We start from the raw sequence: 20,122 nt of genomic DNA, 5'->3' as shown, positions 1-20,122 counted from the left end.
GCATCTCTCGGGCCGCTCTTGGAGCGCGGCACGTAGGGCTTGCCGCGCTGCAGGGCGATCAGGCGGACCGTGTGGCGCGTCGCGCCCGGCGTACGGGCCCAGTCGTGCGAGACAACCGCAAGTACGTCCTGCCCTGCTACCGGTACCAGCCTCTCACGGCTCCGGTGCGAACATCTCGTCGAACGAGTAGCCCGAACCGCGCACGGTGCGGATCGGGTCGGCGTCGCGGCCGCGGTTGATCGCCTTGCGCAGGCGGCCGATATGCACGTCGACGGTGCGCTCGTCGATGTAGACGTCGTGGCCCCAGACGCCGTCGAGGAGCTGCTCGCGGGAGAAGACCCTCCCCGGGCTCTGCATCAGGAACTCGAGCAGCTTGAACTCGGTCGGGCCGAGATGCAGCTCACGGCCGTCGCGGCGGACGCGGTGACTGACCCGGTCAAGTTCGATGTCACCAGCGACGAGCAGGTCGGCGACGTGGGCGGGCTTGGACCGGCGCAGGAGCGCGCGGACCCGCGCCAGCAGCTCCGGCACCGAGAACGGCTTGACGATGTAGTCGTCGGCGCCGGTGGCCAGCCCCCGCACCCGGTCGCCCTCCTCGCCGCGGGCCGTGAGCATGATGACCGGCAGCCGCTCGGTCTCGCGGCGGGCGCGGATGCGCCGGCACAATTCGATGCCGGACAGGCCGGGCATCATCCAGTCGAGGAGGACGAGGTCGGGCACCTGCTCGCGCAGGCGGATATCCGCCTCGTCGCCCCGGGCGACGGCGTCGACCTCGAAGCCCTCGGCCTCGAGGTTGTAGCGCAGGAGGAGGGTCAGGGCCTCCTCGTCCTCGACGATCAGGATGCGGGTACTCATGCGGGGCACTTCGGGCGGGGGACCGGAGGGGGCCCGCGCCGGGCTCGACGCCCGGGGCGGACCGATCGGTCAGGCCTCCGGCTGGGGATCGAGGGTGGCGAAGCTCGAGCGGTCGTTCTTCGGACGATCGGTCGGAAGCGTCTCGCCGGTGGCGAGGTAGTGGATCGTCTCGGCGATGTTGGTGGTGTGGTCGCCGATGCGCTCGACGTTCTTGGCGCAGAACAGGAGGTGCGTGCAGAACGTGATGTTGCGCGGATCCTCCATCATGTAGGTCAGGAGCTCGCGGAACAGCGAGGTGTAGAGCGCGTCGATGCCGCCGTCCCGGGCCCAGACGTCGAGGGCGACGACCGTGTCCTGGGTGGCATAGGCGTCGAGCACGTCCTTGAGCTGGCCCTGGACCAGCTCGTTCATGTGCTCCACGCCGACGACGATCTTCTGGAGCTGGACCTGATCGGCGATGGCGACGACGCGCTTGGCGACGTTCTTGGCGAGGTCGCCGATGCGCTCGAGGTCGCCCGAGACGCGGATCGCCGAGATCGTCTCGCGCAGGTCGATCGCCATCGGCTGGCGGCGGGCGATCAGCAGGATCGCCTTCTCCTCGATCTCGCGCTGCAGCCCGTCGAGGCGCTGGTCGGCGGCGATCACCGCCTGGGCGAGGCCGGCGTCGCGGCGCAGGAGCGCCTGGCCGGAATCGGCCACCATCTTCTCGGCGATGCCGCCCATCTCGGCGATGCTGCGCCGCAGGTTCTGCAGCTCCTGATCGTAGGAGGTGACGATGTGGCTCGACATGATGCGACTCCCCGCGATGAGGTGGAGCTTGTGACATGGGCCGGTCCGGAATCGGCCCGCCCGGCGCGACGACGGTCTGGACCTCAGCCGAACCGGCCGGTGATGTAGTCCTGCGTCTGGCGCTTCGACGGGTTCATGAACAGCCGGTTGGTCGGCCCGAACTCGATCAGCTCGCCGAGATACATGAAGGCGGTGAACTGCGAGATGCGCGCCGCCTGCTGCATGTTGTGGGTGACGATGGCGATGGTGAACTCGGTCCGCAGCTGCTCGATCAGCTCCTCGATGCGGCCGGTCGAGATCGGATCGAGGGCCGAGGTCGGCTCGTCGAACAGGATCACCTCCGGGCGCTGCGCCACCGTGCGGGCGATGCAGAGGCGCTGCTGCTGGCCGCCCGACAGGCCCATGCCGGACTGCTTGAGCTTGTCCTTCACCTCATCCCACAGCGCGCCCTTGCGCAGGGCCTCCTCGACGCGGTTGTCGAGGTCGGCCTTGCCGAGGCGCTCGTAGAGCCGGATGCCGAACGCGATGTTGTCGTAGATCGACATCGGGAACGGGGTCGGCTTCTGGAACACCATGCCGACCCGGGCGCGCAGCTCGTTGAGGTCGATCGACGGATCCAGGATGTTGCGGCCGTCGAGCAGGATCTGCCCCTCGGCGCGCTGCTCGGGGTAGAGGCTGTAGATCCGGTTGAAGGTGCGCAGCAGGGTGGACTTGCCGCAGCCCGACGGCCCGATCAGCGCCGTGACCTGTCGGTCGAGGAAGTCGAGGTTGATGTTCTTCAGGCCCTTGAAGTCGCCGTAGTAGAAGCTGAGGTCCTTCACGGCGAGGCGGACGGCGGCGGACTCGTCGGCCGTACTCTGGCCCACGACCGGCGCGGCGGTGGCGATGGCGCTCATCGGTGTGTCTCCGGGCAGGATGTGGGTCAGCGCCCCTTCGGGCCGCTCAGGACGAGACGGGCCACGATCGACAGGCCCAGGATGGTGACGGTGATGAGGAGCGCGCCGGCCCAGGCCAGCTGGCGCCAGTTCTCATAAGGAGAGAGCGCGAACTGGTAGATCATCACCGGCAGGTTCGCGACGCCGCCCATCAGGTTCGGGCTGAACCAGGAATTGTTGTTGAGCGCGGTGAAGAGCAGCGGCGCGGTCTCTCCGGCGATGCGGGCGAGCGCCAGCAGCACGCCGGTGACGATGCCGGACTGCGCCGCCCGCCAGGTGACGCTGCGGATCACGATCGAGAGCGGCGCGCCCAGCGCCGCGCCGGCCTCGCGCAGGGTGCCGGGCACCAGGCGCAGCATGTCCTCGGTGGTGCGCACGATCACCGGGGTCGCGATGATGGCGAGCGCCACGCCGCCGGCCCAGCCCGAATAGCCGCCCATCGGCCGCACCATCAGGGTGTAGACGAACAGGCCGATCAGGATCGAGGGCGCCGAGAGCAGGATGTCGTTGAGGAAGCGGATCAGGTTGGCGAGCGGCGAGGTGCGGCCGTACTCGGCGAGGTAGGTGCCGGCGAGTACGCCGACGGGGGTCGCCACCACGATGCCGAGCGCCGTCATCACCAGGCTGCCGAGGATCGCGTTGGCGATGCCGCCGCCCTCGGAGCCGGGGCCCGGGGTGACCTGGGTGAACAGGGCCGGCGAGAAGCCGCGCACGCCCTCGATGATGAGCATCAGCAGGATCGAGCCGAGCACGATCGCGCCGAGGATCGTGGCCAGCGTGCAGGCGACGATCAGAACCTTGTCGGCCGAGCGCCGGCTGGCGCGGACCCGGCCCCATTCCGCAGGGGCCGGGCGTGCGGGTGCGGTCGGGGTGGGGCCTGCGACCGCGGCGGGGGAGGCGTTCATCGGGAAGCGTCCTGCGGGTGCTAAGGTCAGGCCACCTTCGCGCGGCGCACCAGCAGCCGGGCGATGATGAGCACGATGAAGGTGACGATGAACAGGATGCAGCCGAGCGCCATCAGCGCGTTGAGCTGCAGGCCGTCGGCCTCGTTGAACTCGTTGGCGATGCGCGAGGCGATGGTCGAGCCAGGATCGAAGATCGAGGCCGAGAGGCGGTTGGCGTTGCCGATCACGAAGGTGACCGCCATCGTCTCGCCCAGCGCCCGACCGAGGCCCAGCATGATCGCGCCGATGATCGAGACCGAGGCCTGCGGGATCAACACGTGGCGCACGACCTCCCAGGTGGTGCAGCCGATGCCGTAGGCGCTCTCGCGGAGCACCGTCGGGATCTGGTCGAGCATGTCGCGGGTGATCGAGGCGACGAAGGGCACGATCATGATCGCCAGGATGATGCCGGCGGTGAGCACGCCGACGCCCGACGGCACCTGGGCGTAGAACAGGGTGCCGACGATCGGCATGCCCTCGACGAGGTTCGAGACCGGGATCTGCACGAAGCGCGCGAAGAGCGGCGCGAAGACGAACAGGCCCCACATGCCGTAGATGATGCTCGGCACGGCGGCGAGCAGCTCGATCGTCATGGCGACCGGGCGGCGGGCCCAGCCGGGGCAGAGCTGGGTGAGGTAGATCGCGACCCCGAGCGAGATCGGCACGCCGATGACGAGGGCGAGGACCGCCGAGGCCAGGGTGCCGATGATGGCGACGAGCGCGCCGTATTCCTCGCGCCCGACGTTCCAGGCGCCCGAGACGAGGAAGCCGGGCCCGAAGGTCTGGAAGGCGGGCCACCCGCCATAGGCGATCGAGGCGAGGATGCCGGCCAGCACCAGCAGGACCAGCAGCGCCGAGGCGAGGGCGGCGCCGCGGAAGAGGCGATCGCCCACGGGGCTTGGGGCGGCGCGGCGGGCGACTTGGGGCCTCGCCGCCACAGCGACGTTCTCAGACAACGCGACCATCCGGGTTTCCCTTGGAGTGAGCGGCCTCTAGCGCGCTCGGCGGATCGAGGCGAGTCGGACGCGATCCGGCGGCGGGATCTCGGCTTTCCTCAAGCGCCGCGCGGGCCCGGGAGCGGCCCGGCCGGGTGCGGGGACCCGGCCGGGCGCATCCTGCGCCGGCGGAAAGAGGAAGGGCGGGACGGTCCCGCCCTCCCGGGTCTCAGATCGGACCGTCTCGATTACATGCCGAGGACGGGCTTGCCGTCCTTGCCGACGACCGTCTTCCACTCGTCCTCGACCTGGCCGACGACCTTGTCGGGCAGCGGCACGTAGTCGAGGTCGTTGGCCATCTTGTCGCCGCTCTTGTAGGCCCAGCGGAAGAACTTCAGCACCTCGGCGGTGCGGGCCGCATCGGCCGGGTTCTTGTGGACCAGGATGAAGGTCGCGGCGGTGATCGGCCACGCCTTGGCGCCGGCCTGGTTGGTCAGCGAGATGCCGAAGCCCGGGGCGGCCTTCCAGTCGGCGTTGGCGGCCGCGGCCTGGAACGCCTCGTCGCCCGGCATCGGGTACTGGCCGTCCTTGTTCTGGATCAGGGCGACCGGCAGGTTGTTCTGCTTGGCGTAGGCGTACTCGACGTAGCCGATGGCGTTCGGCACCTGCTTGACGACGGCGGTGACGCCCTCGTTGCCCTTGCCGCCCTGGCCGGCCGGCCAGCTGACCGTGGTCGAGGCGCCGAACTCGGACTTCCAGGCCGGCGACACGTCCGACAGGTAGGTGGTGAAGATGTTGGTGGTGCCCGACGCATCGGACCGGTAGACCGGGGTGATCGGGGCGTCGGGCAGCTTCACGCCCTCGTTCAGCTTGGCGATCTTCGGGTCGGACCACTTCCTGATCTTGCCCTGGTAGATCTCGGCCAGGACCTCGCCGGTGAGCTTCACCTCGCCGGTCTTGACGCTGGCGATGTTCACCACCGGGACGACGCCGCCCATCACGGTCGGGAACTGGACCAGACCGTCCTTGGTCAGGATCTCGCCCTTCAGCGGCGCGTCGGTGGCGCCGAAATCGACGGTCTTGGCCTGGATCTGCTTGATGCCGCCGCCCGAGCCGATCGACTGGTAGTTCAGGCCGTTGCCGGTCTCCTTGCGATAGGCCTCGGCCCACTTCGAGTAGACCGGGAACGGGAAGGTGGCGCCGGCGCCCGTGATGTCGAGGGCGAGCGCCGAGGTCGCGATCTGGGCGGTCGCGAGCCCGATGGCGAGCGCGTAGGAGAAGGGCTTCACTGGTATCTCTCCGTGTTCGGATCGGTCCGGCACGATGCGGGAGCGACGTCGCCGCCCCGCATCCTGCCCATCGACGGCCGGTGAGGACGCGACCGGTCTCCCCGGGCTGCGCCGGATCGTGTCCCGATCGTTGCCAGGCGTCCGCCGCGCCGCGAGGGATAAGCCCGGTGCGACGCCGCCCTATGACGATCCCGTGACAACTGGATGACAGAGGCCCGGGATGAACGGAGGCACTTGGCTGACAAGCGCCGGCCGAATGCGACGTTCCGAGCCTCTTGTGCGTTGAGAGTCTGAACCAGCGCAGGCCGTCGAGCCCGCGACCATGCCGACAGGACGAGCCGTTGTGCATAACCTCAACACGATGATCGAGGGAAATCGGACCGGGGGACCCCGGGAGCCTGATCGCCCGGACGATCCGGGGCGCCGGGAGCTGATGGCTCTCCACGCCGAGCGGACGGAGCTGGAGCAGCGCCTCGCCAGGGCCGAGCAGGAACGCCTCTACCTCACCGATCCGGCCGCGGTCGCCGCCGCGCAGGACGAGGAGGCGGCCCTGCTGGCCGAGCTGGACCGCCTCATGACCCGCATCCGCGCGGCCGAGTACCGGAGCCAGCCCGGCGCCCGCACCTGGTAGGGCACGACCACCGGGCGAGCCTGCGACGACCGCCCAGGGAACCTGAGCAGTACGAAGCCGTTGCCCCTGGCGACCCGGCCCATCGGCCCGGGCGCCGTACGGCCGCGCGGCCGGCGGAGTGACGGGAGCGGCGGCGATGCGATGCGACGAGGTGCGGAGCGAGAGTGCGGTGCGGAACCGGATGCGGCGCTCCTGACCTCGCCCTTCGCCCGCGGCGATGCGCGCGTCGACAGGCGCGCGGCGCGCCCCACTTCCCCCTCCAGGAAGCTACGGCGGGGTATCCAACAGAGGTGTCCGAGCGAGCGGTCCGTCAGAGTGCCGCCGCCCCGCCCTCCCCGCTTCAGAACGTGAGAGTCGCATGGCGTCCACCGACAATCCCATCCTCAGCTCCGAATCCAAGCCCGGCCTGCCCCCGACCGTCCAGCGTCATCTCGGCCACCAGCTGCGCGCGGCCTACGCACCCCTCGAGACCGCCGCGACGCCGGAGGTGTTCCTCGCCCTGATCGAGCGGCTTGAGGCGGCCCTGGCCGCCCAGGGGCGCGCCGTCGAGCCGGAATTCCGCGAGGGCATGCTGGCCGCCCTGTCGTCCCTGCGCGCCTTCGCGCTCTCGCTCACCAATAACGCCGCCCGGGCCGACGACCTCGTCCAGGACACGATCCTGCGCGCCTGGCAGAATCAGCACCGCTTCCAGCCCGGCACCAACCTGAACGCCTGGTTGTTCACCATCCTCCGCAATGCCTTCTATTCCGAGCAGCGCAAGCGGATGCGCGAGGTGCAGGACGAGGACGGCTCCTACGCGGCGCGGCTGTTCACCGCCCCCGACCAGGGCCACCGCCTCGACGTGCAGGACCTGCGCGCCGGCCTCGCCAAGCTGCCGCCGGACCAGCGCGAAGCGCTGATCCTGGTCGGCGCCGAGGGCCTGTCCTACGAGGAGGTGGCGGGCATCTGCGGCGTCGCGATCGGCACGATCAAGAGCCGGGTCAACCGCGCCCGCAACCGCTTGGCCGAACTCCTCGGCTATGGCGACGACGACCTGACCGGCGATCGGATGATGCAATCGGCCATGGGCGAGGGCGTCTGAGCCGCCGACGCCCGACGGCGGCGGGATCGTCCACCCCTGGCGGCTCCATCGATGACAGCGCCCGCGGCCGATCCCGCGGGCGCTTCCCGTTCCGTCCTCAGTGGCGGCTGTGGATCAGCCAGCCGAACACGTAGCCGACCGCGCCCGCCACCAGCAAAGCCGCGAGGTGCCGGTCGCCGACCTGCCGGGCCACCGCCCGGTCGGCGCGCCGGTAATAGTGGCGCCCGGTCTCGCGGGCCTGGTCGAGAGAATCCGGCGCGGCGTCGGCGAGGCCGCGCACCGCATCCCTCACCTGATCCTTGGCCTGGCCGTAGACGTTGCGGGCAGCCCCCGCCGCCTGGTCGGCGACGCCCTGCGCCCGGGTGCCGGCATCGCCCGTCCACTCGCCGAACCGCTGCTGCACCTTGCCGCCGAGCTCCTGGCCGGCGCCGATGATCCGCTCGGATTCCATCGCGTCTCTCCTTCATGGCGGGCGGTCCGCGCGCGACCGCCGCTCTACCCTTCAACGCGCCGCGGGCGAAAACGGCTTCCCGGCCCGCGAACCGGTTCTCAGCCGCCCGATCGCGGCGCGAGAGGCGCCCACCCCAGGGCAGCGGGACGCCGGATCGCCGCGTCGGCGGCGTCGGGTCATGAATTTGTTAACTCAGCGCTTTTCCGCAGTTGCAGGGGTCCGGGACGTACCGTTAATTGGCCTTAACCTTCGGTGAGGCATCCCGTGAACTTCCCCTCGATCCCGACCGCGTCCGGTGGCGCCCGGACACGCGCCTTCGTCCGCACGGTGGCGCTCGGCGCGCTGCTCGGCATCGGGGGCGTAGGCGCCGGCACCACCCTGGTGCATGCCGCGGACGATGCCGGCGTGCTCGATTTCCTGCTCGGCGACGTGCCGCGCAGCCTCGGCCTGCCGGCGCGGGCGCCACGGCCGGAAGCGTCCTTGCGCGAGCGGCGGGTGCGCTGGACGAGCCGGCCGACCAACGCCGCGGTCGAGCGTTCGCGATGGGCCGATCCGGCGCCGCGCCCGCGGGCCGCCGCACCGAAGCCCGCCTCTCTCGACCAGGCCCGCGAACCGGTCCCCGCCGCGGGTCGTCACGACCGCGCCGGGAGCCATGCCCGCACCATCTGCGTGCGCACCTGCGACGGCTACATGTTCCCGCTGGCGAATCTCGGGAAAGGGGACGCAGCGACCGCCCATGAGCAGGCCTGCGCGGCAGCCTGCCCAGGGGCGGAGACCGCCCTCTACACGGTGCGGGCCGGCGAGGAGCTCGATCAGGCCGTGAGCCGGAACGGCCAGCCCTATCGCAGCCTCGCGGCCGCCTTCGCCTATCGGAGCCGGCGGGTCCAGAGCTGCTCGTGCAGCCCGGGCGCGGGCGGCTATGCCCGGCTTCTCCTGCGCGACGCGACCCTCCGGCCCGGCGACGCGGTGGCGGGCGGGGCGGGGGCCCAGGTCTTCGCCGGTCGCGGCCGGAGCGGGGAGGCCCGCTTCGTCGATTTCCGCCGCGCCGCGATGCTCTCCCCCGCTGAGCGGCGCGAACTCGACCGCGCCCTCGACGTCACCCGCCTGGAGCGGGCGCGGGTGGAGTTCCGCCGCTCGCTGGCCGCCAGCGAGAACCGGGGCGGGTTCGGCCGACTGCGCTACGCCGCCGGCGTCGCGGGCTTCGCCGAGATCGTCAGCGACGCGAGCGCCGGCCCGGTGCGGATCGTCGAGCCCTCCCCGTATCGCTGATCCGCTCAGGTAAGGCAGGATTCTGTTGCGGGCCGGAGACAGGGGCCGTCTTCCGCGGGAATACGCAGTCGCGGCGCTTGCGATTCACAGGAGGCCGTGACGAAACTGACTCCGCCGAGGCCCCCGCCCGGCTCCCTCCCACATCGTCGTCCGCCATGTCGCCCGCGCTCGAGAATCGTCTGTTGCCGTACCGCGAAGTCGCGGCCGTTTTCGTGAGTTCCGGCCTGTTCTTCGCAGGCCTGCTGTGTTGGGCGTGGATGGCCGGCTGACGCCGAGCCGGCACCGGCAAAACCGGCGGCGGGCAAGCGGCCCGGACCGGCCCCTCGACAGGGGGGAGCGCGGCGGCTAACCCGGACGCGTCGTCAACGCCGCGCCAGGAGGCCGTCCGGTGAGCGAGTCCGAGGCGCCCGAGGCGCCCACCTTCCTGCGCGAGGCCCCGGCGAGCTGCCGGATCGAGGCGGTGTCACCGCTGATCCGGCGGCTGGTCTGCCCGAATGCCGGACCCTTCACCCAGAGCGGCACCTGCACCTACCTCGTCGGGCATGGCCGCGTGGCGGTGATCGATCCCGGCCCCGACCACCCGGAGCACCGGGCGGCCCTTCTCGCTGCCCTGGACGGCGAAAGGGTCGAGGCGATCCTCGTCACCCACACCCATCGCGACCACTCGCCCGGCGCGCGCCCGCTCGCTGCCGCGACCGGCGCCCCGATCGTCGGCTGCGGCCCGCACCGTCCGGCCCGCGCAGTGCGCGGGCCTGAGCAGGGGCGACTCGATGCGGCGGGCGATGCCGACCACCGGCCGGACCGCCAGCTGACCGAGGGCGAGAGCGTCTCAGGCCCGGGATGGACCCTCACGGCCTTGGCCACTCCCGGCCACACCATGAACCACCTCGCCTTCTCGCTCCCGGAGGAGGAGGCCCTGTTCTCCGGCGATCACGTCATGGCGTGGTCGACCAGCATCGTGGCGCCGCCGGACGGGTCGATGGGCGCCTACATGGCCTCCCTCGACAAGCTGCGTGGCCGGTCCGAGAATGTGTACTGGCCCGGCCATGGCGGTCCGGTGCGCGAGCCGCAGCGCTTCGTGCGCGGACTCCTGAGCCACCGCCGCGCCCGCGAGACCGGAATCCTGGAGCGGCTGACCGCCGGCGAGCGCACCATCCCGGGCCTCGTCGCCGCGCTCTATTCCGGCCTCGACCCGAAGCTGCGACCGGCGGCGGCGCTCTCGGTCTTCGCCCATCTGGAGGATCTGGTGGAGCGCGGGCGGGTGGTGACGGATGGGCTGCCGGCACTCGACGCGGAGTATCGGCCGGGCTGAGAGCCTGTTTGAGCTGCTCGATCAGAATTGACACCTGCCGTGTGATTCCGGGGCTATGCAGCGAGGCCCGGAATGACAAAGAGTGTACTCAAAACTGTTGAGAGAGAGGCGAGCAGGGCAATCAGAACCCCGCCTTACTTCACCGCCAGCGCCAGATTCCCGATCTCATCCAGATACGCCCGGATGTGATCCGCGTTCTGGCCGAAATCCCGGTCGCCGAAGCGGGTGGCGGAGCGCACGTCGATGCGGGTGCCGTCGGCCCGCGGGTGCAGCCGCACCGTGACGTCGTAGGGCAGGCCGAGCAGGCGCGAGCGCACCACCGCCTCGATGCGGCCGTTCCCGGCCCGGCCGCCGGGCTTGTAGGATTCCACCACCTGCCACTTGCGGTTCTGCGCCGCCTTCATCGCGAGCGCGAAGGCCTCGTCGGGCCCGAGATCGAGGGTCAGTGGGGCGATCTGCGGGTAGGCCTCGCGCTGCAGGGCCCGGGCGGCGGGACCGGAATCGCGCGGCAGCCGCCCGCCGCGGGCCTCCCAGGCGGCGCGGGAGCGCGAGAAGGCCGGCGGGCTCTCGACATCGGTCGAGACGTCGGTGAGCGGCGGCAGCATCACGCCGCGGGCCGCCATGTAGGCCGGATAGGCCAGGACCACGGCCGCGAGCAGGAGACCGCCGACCGCGACGCCGAGACCCCGCGCGCCCTCGCGCCAGATCCGCACGAAGGCCGCGACGGCGAGGAGCACCGCCAGCACCGCCAGCCCGACCCCGGAGCCGAGGGCTGCCAGGGCCGCCTCGGTCTCGGCCCGCGGGTCGCGCACGAGCAGGAGCGCGAGGCCGACCACCGCGAGGGAGAGCCAGGCGAGGCGCAGGGCCCAGGGCGCCGCCCGGGTGACGGGTTCCTCGACGATCAGGCGGCGCATGGACCGGGAGGACTTGGAACGTGACGGGTCGGCTGCATGATCCGGCGGGGCGAGGGCCGCGCCGGGACGGGCGACCTTGGAAAGCCCGGTGTACCGCCCCGCGCCCGCCCGCGCTACCGGGCGGTCCCGCGGCACACCGGCGAATCGCAGCCATGCGCGATGCAGGGCTCCCGCGCGGTGCACGCCGTTTCCCAAAGCCCGCGACTTGCTCTAGACGGCGAGACGTTGTTCCGACGCTGACCCCAGGTTCGCTCATGTCTACCGCCGCCCTTCGCCCCGTCCCGCGTCCCGGCGTCCTCGAGATCGAGGCCTACGTGCCGGGCAAGAGCGCGGCACCGGCGGGCGTGAAGCTGCACAAGCTCTCCTCGAACGAGACGCCGATGGGCCCGAGCCCGGCGGCCATCGCGGCGATGCAGGAGACGGCGGCGCATCTCGAACTCTACCCGGACGGCGCTGCCACGAAGCTCCGCCAGGCCATCGCGCAGAAATACGGTCTCGACCCCGAGCGCATCGTCTGCGGCGCCGGCTCGGACGAGCTGCTGTCGCTCCTCACCTACGCCTATATGGGCCCGGGCGACGAGGGGCTGTACTCGCAGTACGGCTTCCTCGTGTACCGCATCGCGATCCTGGCGGCGGGCGGCACGCCGGTGGTGGCGCCGGAGCGCGACCACACCACCGACGTCGACGCGCTGCTGGCGGCAGTGACGGACAAGACCCGCATCGTCTACCTCGCCAATCCCAACAACCCGACCGGCACCTACCTGCCCTTCGACGAGGTGCGCCGCCTCCATGCCGGCCTGCCGAAGACCACGCTGCTGGTGCTCGACGCGGCCTATGCCGAGTACGTCCGGCGCAACGACTACGCCGCGGGCCTGGAGCTTGTGGCCGAGTCCGAGAACGTTGTGATGACCCGCACCTTCTCGAAGGTGTACGGGCTGGCGGCACTCCGCATCGGCTGGATGGTGGCGCCGGCCGCCATCGCCGACGCCGTCAACCGCATCCGCGGCCCGTTCAACCTCGGCGCCGCGGCGATTGCCGCGGGTGCCGCCGCCATGGCGGACGACGCCCACATCGCGAAGGCGGTGGCCCACAACGACGCGTGGCTGCCGAAGGTCACGAAGGCGCTCGAAGGTCTCGGCCTCACCGTCACGCCGAGCGTCGGCAACTTCGTGCTGATCCACTTCCCCGAAGCGGCCGGCCGTACCGCTGCCGACGCCGACGCGTATCTCACCGCCCGCGGGCTGATCCTGCGCCGGGTCGGCGCCTACGGCCTGCCGAACGCGCTGCGCATGACGATCGGCACGGCCGAAGCCAACGAGGCCGTGGTGGCGGCGCTGACCGATTTCGTGAAGGGCTCTCCGCGTGGCTGAGGCTCCGTTCCGGCGCCTCGCCCTCGTCGGCCTCGGGCTGATCGGCTCCTCGATCGCCCGCGGCGCCCGGGCGGCCGGGCTCGCCGAGACGATCGTGGCGGTCGATCGCGACGCCGGCGTGATCGAACGGGTGCGGGCACTCGGCATCGCCGACGAGGCGACGACCGACCTCGCGGCGGGTGTCGCGGGGGCGGACCTCGTGGTGCTGTGCGTGCCCGTCGGCGCCATCGGGGCGGTGGCCGCCGAGATCGCCGGGTCGCTCGCGCCCGGCGCCATCCTGTCCGATGTCGGTTCGGTCAAGGCCGCGGTGGTGGTGGCCGCCGAGCCGCACCTGCCGGAGGGCGTGAGCTTCGTGCCCGCCCATCCGGTCGCCGGTACCGAGCATTCGGGACCGGATGCGGGTTTCGCCAGCCTGTTCCACGGCCGCTGGTGCATCCTGACCCCGCCCGAGGGCACGGACCCGGCGGCTTTGGCGCGGGTGCGGGCGTTCTGGGAGGGCCTGGGCTCGGTCGTCGAGACCATGACGCCGGCCCATCACGATCTCGTGCTGGCGATCACCAGCCACGTGCCGCACCTCATCGCCTACAACATCGTCGGTACCGCCGCCGACCTCGAGACCGTGACACAGTCCGAGGTGATCAAGTTCTCGGCCGGCGGCTTTCGCGATTTCACCCGCATCGCCGCCTCCGACCCGACGATGTGGCGCGACATCTTCCTCACCAACAAGGAGGCGGTGCTGGAGATGCTGGGCCGCTTCAACGAGGACCTGGCGGCGCTCGCCCGCGCCATCCGGTGGGATGACGGCGAAGCCCTGCACGCCTTGTTCACCCGCACCCGGGCGATCCGCCGCGGCATCGTCGCCATGGGCCAGGAGACCGCCGAGCCGGATTTCGGCCGCCGCGCCGGCGGGCCCAAGGCGGCGGAGTGAGCCTGGGGCGGAACCCTTCCGCGTCTCAAGCTTTGCCATAAGCGTTGCCGTTTCGTCGTCTTCGTCGGATAATCCCCGGCGAGGCGGCTTCGTGAAACTCGCGACTCGGCGAAACTCGTGGTGTGATGATCGTGCCCCATCGATCGACCTGGATGCGCGGCCTCGCGGTGGCCCTGATCGGAGCGCAGGCCGCCGCCTGCGCGTCGCTGCCGCGCACGCCCTACACGGCCGCGGAGGCCGCCACCGCCACCGTGCCGGGGCAGGCCCCCGACGTCCGCTTCTGGGCCGACGGCCCGGCTCGCAGCTTCGCGGCGGTCGCCGACCAGGTGAAGGCGTCGCGCGAGCCGTTCAGCTATCTCGCCCTCTCGGGCGGCGGCGGCGACGGGGCCTACGGTGCCGGCGTTCTCAACGGCTGGAGCGAGACCGGCCGGCGACCCACCTTCACCATGGTGTCCGGCGTCTCGACCGGTGCGCTGATCGCGCCCTTCGCCTTCCTGGGCCCCGCCTATGACGGGCAGCTGCGCGAGATCTACACCAGCGGCGAGGCCGCGACCCTGGTGCGCTCGCCCAACCCTCTCAACGTGCTGATCGGCGACGGGCTGTTCGGCGATGCGCGCCTGCGCGACCTCGTCGGGCGCTACGTCACGCCCGACCTGCTGGCGGCGGTGGCCGAGGAGCACCGCAAGGGCCGGCGGCTCCTCGTCGTCACCACCAACCTCGATTCGCAGCGCGCCGTGATCTGGGACATGGGCGCCATCGCGGCGAGCGGCCAGCCCAACGCGGCCACCCTGTTCCGCGACGTGCTCACCGCCTCGGCCAGCGTGCCGGCGGTCTTTCCGCCGATGCTGATCGACGCCCAGGCCGGCAACCACGCCTTCCAGGAGATGCATGTCGACGGCTCGGTGGTGACCCCGGTCTTCACCCTGCCCGAGGCCTTCCTGACCCAGGACGGGCGCATCGCCGCGAGCCGCGGCAAGCCCAACATCTACGTCGTCATCAACGGCCGCATCGAGCCGAGCTTCGACGTGGTGCAGAACGGCACCCTGCCGATCGCGGTCCGCTCGCTCTCGACCGTCGGCCGCTCCCGCTCCCGGGCGACGCTGGCCAGCACCTACGCCTTCGCCCGCCGCAACGGCATGGGCTTCAATCTCACCTATATAGACCGGCGCATCCCCGAGGTCCCGGCCTCTCAAGGGTTCGACACCGCCTATATGCGCCGCCTCTACGACGACGGCTACGAGAAGGGGCGCAGCGGCACGATCTGGCAGACGAACCTGCCGCGCGAGGGCGAGCCGGCGGTGCCCGCGCTGGCCCTGCGATAGAGAGAGCTGCCGTGGCGGGTGAACTCGACGGCAAGGTCGCGGCGGTCACCGGCGCGGCCTCGGGGATCGGGCTTGCCAGCGCCGAGGCGATGCTGGCAGCAGGCGCCCGCGTGGTGCTGGTCGACCGCGACGAGGCGGCGCTCGCCGGCCTGTGCGCCAAGCACGGCGCGGCGATCCCGCTCGCGCTCGATCTCCTCGATCCGGCCGCCTGCGCCGGCCTGCTGCCGCGGATCCTGGAGGCGGCCGGCCGCCTCGACATCCTGCACGCCAATGCCGGCAGCTACGTCGGCGGCGACCTCGTCGAGGCCGAATCGGCGGCGATCGACCGGATGCTGACCCTCAACGTCAACGTCGTGATGAAGAACGTGCACGACGTGCTGCCGCACATGATCGAGCGCGGCTCCGGCGACATCATCGTGACGAGTTCGCTCGCCGCGCACTACCCGACGCCGTGGGAGCCGGTCTACGCCTCGTCGAAATGGGCGATCAACTGCTTCGTCCAGACGGTGCGGCGGCAGGTGTTCAAGCACGGCATCCGCGTCGGCGCGATCTCCCCCGGCCCGGTCGTCACCGCCCTGCTGGCCGATTGGCCGCCCGAGAAGCTGGCGGAGGCCCGCGCATCCGGCAGCCTGCTTGAGCCCGAGGAGGTGGCGAACGTGGTGATGTTCATGCTGACGCGCCCGCGCGGCATGACCATCCGCGACGTGGTGATGCTGCCGACGAACTTCGATCTGTAGGGTTTCGGTCGAACGCGCTTCGGCCGGCTCGACAGATCGTCGACTCACCCCGGGGCCCCGATCGGCTCGCGACAATTTCGTGCTCTCCGCGTCAGTCCGGGGCCGCGCAGCGGAGCCCGGACTGACAAGAGGACGTCGATATCGTCGAGCAGGCCAAACAGGTTCTGGCATCAAGATGCGGGCAAGCGGTCCCTCCCCCGCCCGACCGTTCTATACGGCGGAAAAGCCTCCCGCCTCCCCCGCCCCGTACCAGGTGAAGTGCTTCTTGATCGGCTCGATCACGTCCCAGGTGCCGGAGAAGCCCTTCGGCGTCACGAAGGCGTCGCCGGCCCGGTAGGTGCGGGACGAGCCCTCGGCATCGGTGACGGTCACCACGCCTTCGAGGATCTGGATGAACTCGTCCCGGTCGAAGTCGATGCGGAACTTGCCGACCCGGCAGGTCCAGATGCCGGCGGCGAACAGGCCGTCCGGGCTGCGGTGGATGTAGGTCGCGGTCTGGGCCGGGTTTCCCGACAGGATCGTCGAGAACGGCGGCAGGTAGGTGTCGGCCGGGGGCTGCACCATCGGAAAATCGACCGTCTGCTGCAGCGGCCCATCGAGGAGCGGAGGCGGCTCGCGGGTCAGGAACGGGACCATCCGCAGCAGCGGCACGACGCCCAGGTAAGCCAGGAGCGGCCCGGACGAGGTGATGAGCTGCTTGATCATTCCCATGACGTCCCCCTTGCGGCGATGCGTGCCGGCCGTCGCAACCTGTTCGCTGACGAGGACATACAAACCGGGCGCCGTTAATGGAGGGCTGCGGCGAAACCTCGAATGTGCCGGGATGAAGCGGCACCCGTGGCGGAAGGTTAAGGGAAGCTGGCGGGACATGCCGATCATCCAGGATGGGGGGCGACAGCGCGCGGTCGCTCGTCAAAAGCCTGCGAGATGCGGGGATCATCGTCGCCGCCCGTTGGCTATTGCCGGCGGACACGCTTACATCGCAGTGCGGCGTGAGGTTTTCAGGATGGGTGCGGTCTCGTCACGGTTGCGGCGCCTCGGCCGGGAACTGGCACTGGCGGCCCTCCTGTGCGGCAGCGCGGCACTCCTGTCACCCGCCGGAGCGGGCTCCCTGGCCTGGCCCGCCGGGCGCGGCCTCGTCGACCAGACCGGGGTGGCCGTGGACGAGGCCCGCTTCGCCGGCAGGCTGCGCCTGGTCTATTTCGGCTACACGCGCTGTCCCGACCTGTGCCCGACCGCCCTGATGACGTTGACGCAGGCCCTCGACGAATTGCCGCCCGCACTGCTCGCCCGGCTGATGCCGGTGCTGGTCGCCGCCGATCCGGAGCGCGACGGCCCGGGCGTGCTCGCAGCCTATCTCGACACATTCCACCCCGCCATCATGGCGGTGACGGGCCCGGTCGCCGTCATCGACGGCCTCGCCGCCGCCTACGCGGCGCCGATCCGGCGCCACGACGGCGTCGTCGACCATCCGATCGAGTTCTTCCTCGTTGGTCCGTCGGGGACGTTGATGGCGCGGCTTCCGGTCACGATCGCGCCGGACGATCTGGCCGAGAGCCTGCGGAACGCGCTCTCCCGCTGAAATCCTGCCCGCCGCGAACGCGCTGCATCGCACAGTTTCTCTTCGCATCGCACCAAGAACACGAAACATCAGGAACCCGTGAATCGGCACGAAGCGGGTTGACGCGTCAGCGTTCTCGGCTACTCATATAGAAAATCATAAGAACAAAAACAATTCCGCCGGGAGGAACGATGGATCGCGGAGAACGGCGCGTGCAAAGGTTCGAGCATGGGCTCGACCGGCGCAGCGTGGTGATGGGAGCCGTGGCCTGCTGCGCGGCGGGGGGTGGCGCCTGGGCTGGGCCGGAGGATTTGTTGCCGCAGAAGGGCGACCGGCTGGTGCTCGGCGACGGTGCGAAGGCAGGGCAGCCCGTGACGCTCGACGGCCTCGCGGTCGGCGGCGACCTCGTCGAGGCAGTGGCGGTCGATCCCCAGGGGGTCAGGCGCGAGGGCTCCCGCTTCGCCAAGATCATCCTGGTGCGGGTCGCACCCGACCAGATCGCCGAGGAGCAGCGCGCCCACGCGGTCGACGGCGTCCTGGCGCTCTCGGCCATCTGCACCCACCAGGGCTGCACCATCTCCGGCTGGAGCCACGAGACCCGCCGCCTGAGCTGCTTCTGCCACCATTCCGAGTTCCTGCCCGCCGAGGGAGGCCGGGTGGCCAAGGGGCCGGCGCGCAAGCGCCTGCCGGTGCTGCCGCTCGCCAAGGGTGAAGGGGGCACGCTGATGGTCGCCGGCGGCTTCCTCGGCAAGCCGGGGCCTGGCCCCGGCTGAGCGGAACGGGGCGGTGCCCACGCACCGCCCTAGGCGACGTGCGGCAGCGCTGCCGCGCCGCCCTCAAGGAATACGGCAGCGCTGCCGCGCTGCTTATGGAGGGGAACCGAGACCCGCGCAGCAACGACGCGGATCCGGACAACGAGCACATCAGGGTTCCGGGAAACGCCGGGCCGGCTCGCGCCGGCCCCTTGGTTGAGGAGAGCAGCATGTCACGTCTCGTTCGAGCCAGGGGCTGGCTCGCCGCGGTCGCCCCCGGCGCCGTGGCCCTCGCGCTGTCCGCCGCTTCGGCCCAGGCCGGCCAAGCCGACAACAAGCAAGTCGACTACAAGCCGGTCACCGACCAGCGTCTCGCCAATCCCGAGCCCGAGAACTGGCTGCAGTACCGCGGCAACTACCAGAGCTGGGGCTACTCGCCCCTCGACCAGATCACCGCGAAGAACGTCACCAAGCTCGTCCCGGCCTGGAGCCTGTCGACCGGCGTGAGCGAGGGCCACCAGGCTCCGCCGATCGTCAACAACGGCGTGATGTTCGTGACGACCCCCCAGGCGCAGGTGATGGCGATCAACGCCCGCACCGGCGAGATCCTGTGGCGCTACCAGAAGGAGCTGCCGCCGGAGCTGTCCCAGCTCCACCCGACCAATCGCGGCGTCGGGCTCTACGGCGACAGCGTCTACATGACCACCACCGATTCCTGCGTGGTCGCGCTCGGCGCCACCACCGGCAAGGTGAAGTGGGAGAAGTGCGTCGCCCCCTGGCAGGACGGCTACTACATGACGCTCTCGCCGCTGGTGGCGAAGGGCAAGGTCGTCGTCGGCGTCTCCGGCGGCGAGTACGGCGTGCGCGGCTTCATCACGGCACTCGACGCCGAGACCGGCAACGAGGCCTGGAAGACCTACACGGTGGCCGGCCCCGGCGACCCGGCGGCCGATACCTGGAAGGGCGACACCTGGAAGACCGGCGGCGGCTCGGTCTGGATCCAGGGCAGCTACGACCCCGCCGCGAACCTCGCCTATTTCGGCACCGGCAATGGCGGCCCCTGGACGCCGGATTCCCGGCCCGGCGACAACCTCTACACCTCGTCGGTCGTCGCCCTCGATCTCGACAGCGGCAAGATCAAGGGCCACCACCAGTATCACTGGAACGACGCCTGGGACTGGGACGAGGTCTCGGCGCCCGTGCTGATCGACATCGAGCGCGACGGCAAGAAGATCCCCGCCGCGATTCATGCCGGCCGCAACGGCTATCTCTGGACCCTGGAGCGCAGCAAGGACGGGCCTTTGAGCTTCGTCGACGGCAAGCCGTTCGTCTACCAGAACGTCTTCTCGTCCCTCGACCCGAAGACCGGCCGGCCCTCGTACGACCAGTCCAAGATCCCGGGCATCAACCGCCGCGCCGCCTTCTGCCCCGGCCTGTGGGGCGGCAAGGACTGGCCGCCGGAGGCCTACAACCCGAAGACCGGGCTGTTCTACATCCCCTCCAACGACAACCTGTGCTCGGAGCTGGCGGGCGCCCAGGCCGGCACGCGCAAGCCCGGCGAGCTCTATATCGGCATCCCGATCGACGAGGTGCTGAACTCGCTGCGCCTGCGCGAGGGCGTCGACAAGTCGAAGCCCTTCGCCATCGGGGCGATCCAGGCCTGGGATCCGAAGACCGGCAAGCGCGTCTGGCAGCACGACTTCCCGGATTCAGCGAACTGGGGGCCGCTGCTCACCACCGGCAGCGGGCTGATCTTCGCCGGCGGCACCAGCGACCGGAAGTTCCGGGCGCTGGACGGCACCACCGGCAAGGTCCTGTGGGAGACAAGGCTCAATTCCGGCGTCACCGGCGTGCCCTCGAGCTACATGGTCGACGGCATCCAGTACGTCGCGGTCCAGGCCGGCTGGGGCGTCGATGCCGAGCGCATGCTGACCGGCATCAACGCCCTGATCCCCGAGGAGCGCCGCGTCAGCGTCCTGCCGCAGGGTGGGGTGATCTGGGTGTTCCGGGTCATGGGCGAGGAGGCGGCGGCCAAGTGACCGCTCGT

20 protein-coding genes are annotated in these 20,122 nt (G+C 70.8%); 11 read left to right on the top strand and 9 right to left on the bottom strand.

Annotated elements, in window-relative coordinates:
* Window positions 1-153 precede the first annotated feature (153 nt).
* The 6 genes from phoB to pstS all read right to left on the bottom strand — a co-directional run bounded on the left by phoB (window position 154) and on the right by pstS (window position 5,747).
* Window positions 154-855, bottom strand: a complete 702-nt coding sequence (gene phoB / locus MFF64_RS07965) for a phosphate regulon transcriptional regulator PhoB (RefSeq protein WP_099903966.1) — start codon at window positions 853-855, stop codon at window positions 154-156.
* Between the two features lie 69 nt (window positions 856-924).
* The gene (gene phoU, locus MFF64_RS07960) at window positions 925-1,644 is read right to left on the bottom strand and encodes a phosphate signaling complex protein PhoU (RefSeq protein ID WP_099903968.1); all 720 of its coding nucleotides are present in this window, start codon (window positions 1,642-1,644) and stop codon (window positions 925-927) included.
* Window positions 1,645-1,727: 83 nt separating this feature from the next.
* Window positions 1,728-2,540 (bottom strand): phosphate ABC transporter ATP-binding protein PstB, encoded by an 813-nt coding sequence (gene pstB, locus MFF64_RS07955; protein ID WP_238190328.1) that lies wholly within the window; start codon window positions 2,538-2,540, stop codon window positions 1,728-1,730.
* A gap of 26 nt (window positions 2,541-2,566) precedes the next feature.
* Window positions 2,567-3,484 carry a phosphate ABC transporter permease PstA gene (gene pstA, locus MFF64_RS07950; RefSeq protein WP_099906853.1) on the bottom strand — a complete coding sequence of 306 codons (918 nt, stop codon included), beginning with the start codon at window positions 3,482-3,484 and terminating at the stop codon, window positions 2,567-2,569.
* A 26-nt stretch (window positions 3,485-3,510) separates the two neighbouring features.
* The gene (gene pstC, locus MFF64_RS07945) at window positions 3,511-4,488 is read right to left on the bottom strand and encodes a phosphate ABC transporter permease subunit PstC (protein ID WP_099906851.1); all 978 of its coding nucleotides are present in this window, start codon (window positions 4,486-4,488) and stop codon (window positions 3,511-3,513) included.
* A 218-nt stretch (window positions 4,489-4,706) separates the two neighbouring features.
* Window positions 4,707-5,747, bottom strand: a complete 1,041-nt coding sequence (gene pstS / locus MFF64_RS07940; protein ID WP_099906850.1) for a phosphate ABC transporter substrate-binding protein PstS — start codon at window positions 5,745-5,747, stop codon at window positions 4,707-4,709.
* 433 nt (window positions 5,748-6,180) lie between these two features.
* On the opposite strand from pstS, the gene MFF64_RS07935 reads away from it, so the two are divergent.
* Window positions 6,181-6,378: a hypothetical protein gene (locus tag MFF64_RS07935; protein ID WP_099906858.1), complete on the top strand. Its 198-nt coding sequence runs from the start codon at window positions 6,181-6,183 to the stop codon at window positions 6,376-6,378.
* A gap of 358 nt (window positions 6,379-6,736) precedes the next feature.
* Window positions 6,737-7,459, top strand: a complete 723-nt coding sequence (locus MFF64_RS07930; protein ID WP_099906848.1) for a sigma-70 family RNA polymerase sigma factor — start codon at window positions 6,737-6,739, stop codon at window positions 7,457-7,459.
* 97 nt (window positions 7,460-7,556) lie between these two features.
* Here the strand turns inward: MFF64_RS07930 and MFF64_RS07925 are convergent, their stop codons facing one another.
* Window positions 7,557-7,910, bottom strand: coding sequence for a CsbD family protein (locus MFF64_RS07925; RefSeq protein ID WP_099906846.1), 354 nt, complete (start codon window positions 7,908-7,910; stop codon window positions 7,557-7,559).
* 264 nt (window positions 7,911-8,174) lie between these two features.
* On the opposite strand from MFF64_RS07925, the gene MFF64_RS07920 reads away from it, so the two are divergent.
* Complete coding sequence (locus MFF64_RS07920; protein WP_238190326.1) at window positions 8,175-9,179, top strand: DUF2865 domain-containing protein; 1,005 nt, start codon at window positions 8,175-8,177, stop codon at window positions 9,177-9,179.
* Window positions 9,180-9,567: 388 nt separating this feature from the next.
* Entirely contained in the window at window positions 9,568-10,491 is a 924-nt protein-coding gene (locus MFF64_RS07915) for an MBL fold metallo-hydrolase (protein WP_238190324.1), read from the top strand.
* Window positions 10,492-10,625: 134 nt separating this feature from the next.
* On the opposite strand, the gene MFF64_RS07910 is transcribed toward MFF64_RS07915, so the two are convergent.
* Window positions 10,626-11,405 carry a DUF1499 domain-containing protein gene (locus MFF64_RS07910; protein WP_099906273.1) on the bottom strand — a complete coding sequence of 260 codons (780 nt, stop codon included), beginning with the start codon at window positions 11,403-11,405 and terminating at the stop codon, window positions 10,626-10,628.
* Window positions 11,406-11,659: 254 nt separating this feature from the next.
* Between MFF64_RS07910 and hisC the strand changes: the two genes are divergently transcribed.
* The 4 genes from hisC to MFF64_RS07890 all read left to right on the top strand — a co-directional run bounded on the left by hisC (window position 11,660) and on the right by MFF64_RS07890 (window position 15,762).
* Window positions 11,660-12,775, top strand: coding sequence for a histidinol-phosphate transaminase (gene hisC / locus MFF64_RS07905; protein WP_099906271.1), 1,116 nt, complete (start codon window positions 11,660-11,662; stop codon window positions 12,773-12,775).
* Window positions 12,768-13,703, top strand: a complete 936-nt coding sequence (locus MFF64_RS07900; protein WP_099906269.1) for a prephenate/arogenate dehydrogenase family protein — start codon at window positions 12,768-12,770, stop codon at window positions 13,701-13,703. Before hisC ends, MFF64_RS07900 begins: the two co-directional genes overlap by 8 nt.
* Window positions 13,704-13,834: 131 nt before the next feature.
* Window positions 13,835-15,025 (top strand): patatin-like phospholipase family protein, encoded by a 1,191-nt coding sequence (locus MFF64_RS07895; protein ID WP_099906277.1) that lies wholly within the window; start codon window positions 13,835-13,837, stop codon window positions 15,023-15,025.
* Between the two features lie 11 nt (window positions 15,026-15,036).
* Window positions 15,037-15,762, top strand: coding sequence for an SDR family oxidoreductase (locus tag MFF64_RS07890; protein WP_099906267.1), 726 nt, complete (start codon window positions 15,037-15,039; stop codon window positions 15,760-15,762).
* Between the two features lie 210 nt (window positions 15,763-15,972).
* Here the strand turns inward: MFF64_RS07890 and MFF64_RS07885 are convergent, their stop codons facing one another.
* Window positions 15,973-16,467, bottom strand: coding sequence for a cupin domain-containing protein (locus tag MFF64_RS07885; RefSeq protein ID WP_238190322.1), 495 nt, complete (start codon window positions 16,465-16,467; stop codon window positions 15,973-15,975).
* Between the two features lie 301 nt (window positions 16,468-16,768).
* On the opposite strand from MFF64_RS07885, the gene MFF64_RS07880 reads away from it, so the two are divergent.
* The 3 genes from MFF64_RS07880 to MFF64_RS07870 all read left to right on the top strand — a co-directional run bounded on the left by MFF64_RS07880 (window position 16,769) and on the right by MFF64_RS07870 (window position 20,114).
* The gene (locus tag MFF64_RS07880; RefSeq protein WP_165795825.1) at window positions 16,769-17,344 is read left to right on the top strand and encodes an SCO family protein; all 576 of its coding nucleotides are present in this window, start codon (window positions 16,769-16,771) and stop codon (window positions 17,342-17,344) included.
* A 191-nt stretch (window positions 17,345-17,535) separates the two neighbouring features.
* Entirely contained in the window at window positions 17,536-18,096 is a 561-nt protein-coding gene (locus MFF64_RS07875; RefSeq protein ID WP_238190320.1) for a QcrA and Rieske domain-containing protein, read from the top strand.
* A 209-nt stretch (window positions 18,097-18,305) separates the two neighbouring features.
* Window positions 18,306-20,114 (top strand): PQQ-dependent dehydrogenase, methanol/ethanol family, encoded by a 1,809-nt coding sequence (locus MFF64_RS07870; protein ID WP_099903642.1) that lies wholly within the window; start codon window positions 18,306-18,308, stop codon window positions 20,112-20,114.
* Window positions 20,115-20,122 lie beyond the last annotated feature (8 nt).

This window comes from Methylobacterium frigidaeris (assembly GCF_022179185.1).
Lineage (GTDB): Bacteria > Pseudomonadota > Alphaproteobacteria > Rhizobiales > Beijerinckiaceae > Methylobacterium > Methylobacterium frigidaeris.
The sequence above is the reverse complement of the archived record's forward strand: the minus strand, read 5'-3'. Positions and strand labels throughout refer to the sequence as shown.